The organism is Shewanella sp. 10N.286.52.B9 (assembly GCF_002873635.1).
Taxonomy (GTDB): domain Bacteria; phylum Pseudomonadota; class Gammaproteobacteria; order Enterobacterales; family Shewanellaceae; genus Shewanella.
This window is the reverse complement of sequence record NZ_MCTY01000048.1, coordinates 1-2,921: the sequence shown is the minus strand read 5'-3', so window position 1 is coordinate 2,921 and position 2,921 is coordinate 1. Positions and strand designations below refer to the sequence as shown.

At 39.6% G+C, this 2,921-nt stretch carries 3 protein-coding genes and 1 pseudogene; 3 read left to right on the top strand and 1 reads right to left on the bottom strand.

Annotated elements, in window-relative coordinates; all coding sequences use genetic code 11:
- Nucleotides 1-42 precede the first annotated feature (42 nt).
- The 3 genes from BCU91_RS04125 (at nucleotide 43) to BCU91_RS04115 (ending at nucleotide 1,948) form a co-directional block, all read left to right on the top strand.
- On the top strand, nucleotides 43-405 hold the full coding sequence (locus BCU91_RS04125) for a hypothetical protein (protein ID WP_102436174.1): 363 nt from the start codon (nucleotides 43-45) through the stop codon (nucleotides 403-405).
- Nucleotides 406-524: 119 nt separating this feature from the next.
- A complete protein-coding gene (locus tag BCU91_RS04120; RefSeq protein ID WP_102530945.1) occupies nucleotides 525-1,370 on the top strand; it encodes a trypsin-like serine protease in 846 nt (281 codons plus the stop codon).
- Between the two features lie 140 nt (nucleotides 1,371-1,510).
- On the top strand, nucleotides 1,511-1,948 hold the full coding sequence (locus tag BCU91_RS04115; RefSeq protein WP_102476264.1) for a hypothetical protein: 438 nt from the start codon (nucleotides 1,511-1,513) through the stop codon (nucleotides 1,946-1,948).
- 255 nt (nucleotides 1,949-2,203) lie between these two features.
- Here the strand turns inward: BCU91_RS04115 and BCU91_RS04110 are convergent.
- A pseudogene (locus BCU91_RS04110) lies at nucleotides 2,204-2,882 on the bottom strand (transposase); the annotation flags it as partial.
- Between the last annotated feature and the right edge of the window lie 39 nt (nucleotides 2,883-2,921).

Here is a 2,921-nt window from a genome sequence, read left to right as displayed (position 1 = left end):
GCTCATTATCTAAAGCGTTAGGTAACCAAGGAAGGGAGTCTTATGGAAGGTTTTAAATTTAGTCCCAAAAGCAAAAAAATTTTGATGCTGCTAGTTATATTAGCCCTTACTCCATTTGCACCTGAATTACTCTTGTTTATGGATGTTGCTGGTGTAGAAGTAGCCTTTACATGCCTCCTCATCATGATTAAGCCCATGAAGCTTTGGGTTGAGTGCCAGATAGTTAAAATTAAAGAGTTCAGCCGTGTGATGATACTTGCTGTAAAGCAGCACCCCGTAAGTGATGCGCGAGTGTTTGCAGGTCATTATTTTGCCTTTTCTTTAACACTCCTATTAACAAGCTCACTATTTGTGTCAAGTTCAATATGGTTGCCGATTTTAGTCATGGGTAGGTATATAGCGTAAGGATACCTAACAAGCTGCTAAATCCAGATTCACCAAGGCTGTCATGCCATTTGCTGTGCAAATCGCCCGCCAGCACTTGGTTCACTTATTAGCAGGGCGTTAAATTGCAAAGGGAAGTCATGCGTATATTTCTATTTATTTCATTGTTTATTTTAAGTTTTTCGTCTTCAGCAATAGTTGTTCGTCATGATGTTGATGACAAAAAGTACCAGGCTATGCCAAGTGATTTTGCTCCATTGGCAACATTCTATGTTGATGGCGCACATGGAACATTAATTAAACCTGATTGGATAGTGACCGCTGCGCATGCCACATTTTGTGTGACCCCCGAAAGTTATGTAGCGTTCAATAATGGTCTGCATAAAGTAGAAAGTGTATTTGTCCATAGAGACTACAAACCCGGTAAAAGTCACGATATAGCTTTAGTCAAATTAATTAATCCTGTAACGGGAATTGAGCCTGCAACTGTTTACGGAAATACTGATGAGCTTGGAAAACCAACTTGGTTTATCGGTGTAGGTGGTACTGGTAATGGTTTAATTGGCCAAACGGTGGATAACTATGAAAATAACGGGGTGTTACGTAAAGCTCAAAATATAATTACTATGGCCGATGGGCCATTATTAAAATTTGTTTTTGATAGTGGAGATTCAGCTTTACCGTTAGAAGGGGTTTCTGGTGGAGGAGATAGTGGAGGACCTGCATTTCTAAAATCTAATGGAACAAATTACTTGCTTGGTGTTAGTTCTAGAGTTGAAGGTGAAGGTATAGGTAAATATGGAGTTCTAGAGGTTTACTCAAGAGCTTCCTACTTTAAGCCTTGGATTGACAAAGTTACAAGTGGTGACAAGGCTGTTCAACTACAATTAACAAGGCCAAAATTAGAAAAACTTCCCTCTGGCCTAACAGACGAAATCTTACCTGAGGTATGTTCTGATATTGGGATAAAACCAAATGCAATTTAACAAGGGTCATCAAATGGACTCCACAAGCTTGGCGATTTTTATTGCAAAGAAACGCAATAAAACTACCAAACTTGTTCCGCCATTTATGCCAGCGTTATATTGCTAAAAAAGTAAAGTGTATTTTCAGCATCGGAGAATAAATGAAAAAGGAACTTACAGATATATTTGAAGTTGACTCAGTTCTAAAGACTCTCGTTCTTTGCGTGCTCACAATAGGTTCGTATTTAATATATAAACTTTACCGTTTTTCAAACCAAATCAACGGGCATACAGAGCTTAAAATATCTAAATATTTTATCCTTACTACTGTAATTTTATTTGCCATTTCATTAGCTAGTTTAATTTATGGTTTAGTTAATATTCACGATTTATCCATTTTAAAAAGCTCAATTGTTATTCATTTGGTTTCAAGTGTTTTTGATGTAACGTGGATAGTTATGGTCCGCAATCGTATAAACCAAATTTCAGGTTCAAATAAAGGTGACATACTTTGGTTAAATCCATTTATTACATCAATTTTTCATGTAATCTATATGCAACATAAAATTAATCAAAGCTTGGTTAAAGCCGCAATATAACAGATAAGGATAGGCCGCGCGTAGCCGCGGCCTTATCCCAAGTGTTGAACAAGCCCGAGTGATACCTTTATAGTGTAAATATCGGCGTAAGATCTTACGCTTTTTCGATGTGTGCAGAGCAGTTACATTTTTTACTAGCCGCATCGATCCCTTAGCATCGCCAGCTAATTTTTTTACCTAAAAATATCAATACCTTAGCACCTCCTGATACTTTTCTTGTTCCGCACCTTAAGTGTTAATTTTTAATCCTTCCGCTTAAACAGTGGCGTTAGGTGTGGTTGTTTTTTGCCTAAGAAAGCTTGTCAGTCGTGCATGCTTATTCCTATGCACCCCCATAAATATCATCGGTTGTCGGCAACAAGGGCAAGGTCGTATGGCTTGAGTTTTAGTGGTGTTTTCGAGCGGCGAAAACACGGTGCCAGCAACGGCTAACATCAAGCGTATTCGTTGCCGCAGCCTGGCTGAACCTCCTCTGAGTAATCCACTCTCATTGTTAAGAGTCTCTGACTCTCCGTAAGCCTTTCGGCAGTACATGTTGCAGTACCAACCATAGAAATTCGACAGTAGGTAATGTACGTATTTCAGTGGTGTCGGTTTGGCTATTTTGCCCATGGTTTTCAAGATAGGCAAAACTAATTTGTCCGTCGATATTACTGACGATATTTTTATCGGGTAACACGCCGCGATAAAGGTATCGCGACAGGTACTTTAACGCTGGCAGTCCTTTACCCACATGTTGGCAGTCTACCACCCACTTTTTGGGTATTGAGCTAGGGAGTTTTAGACTCAGTTTTGCCAGTTGCGCCAGCAGTCTTGCTCGCCACACTTTGGCCAGGTTAAAGGCGTTGAACAGGTATTTACCCTTGTTCTTTTTCCACTGTTTTTTGTGCTTATTAAAGCTGCCTGCCGGAATGATGAAGTGGATATGAGGATGCTTCTTATAACACAAGGGGCACGCCTTCGGTTATGGGTA